Origin of the sequence: Acidovorax sp. MR-S7 (assembly GCF_000400995.2) — a bacterium.
Lineage (GTDB): Bacteria > Pseudomonadota > Gammaproteobacteria > Burkholderiales > Burkholderiaceae_C > MR-S7.
The window spans coordinates 1-500 of sequence record NZ_DF238967.1 but is presented as its reverse complement, the minus strand read 5'-3'; the positions used below and the strand labels follow the sequence as shown (position 1 = coordinate 500).

General features: G+C 64.6%; 1 protein-coding gene. It reads left to right on the top strand.

What is annotated here, in order from left to right; all coding sequences use genetic code 11:
* The coding region (locus AVS7_RS18570; protein WP_020229554.1) for an IS256 family transposase at positions 1-500 on the top strand (500 nt) is incomplete at both ends.

Below are 500 nucleotides of genomic sequence, written 5' to 3'. Positions count from 1 at the left end.
CACCCAGCCTGATTTCCTCGGTGACGGACGCCGTGGCCGATGAGGTCAAGGCCTGGCAGGCCCGGCCGCTGGAGCCGATTTACCCCATCGTCTATCTGGACTGCATCCACGTGAAGGTGCGCGAGGGCGCGGTGCGGGTCAAGGCGGTGTACCTGGCCATCGGCATCACCATGACGGGCGAGAAGGAGGTGCTGGGTCTGTGGCTGGCGCAGACCGAGGGTGCCAAGTTCTGGCTGCAGGTTGTGACCGAACTGCGCAACCGGGGCGTGCAGGACATCTTCATTGCCTGCGTCGATGGGCTCAAGGGCTTCCCTGACGCCATCGAGGCCGTCTTTCCCAAGGCGGTGGTGCAACTGTGCATCGTTCACATGGTGCGCCACAGCCTGAACTACGTCTCATGGAAGCGCCGCAAGGAAGTGGCGGCCGACCTGCGCCGCATCTACACGTCCGCCACCGCCGAAGAGGCCGAGCTGATGCTCGGTGAATTCGAGGACCGCTGG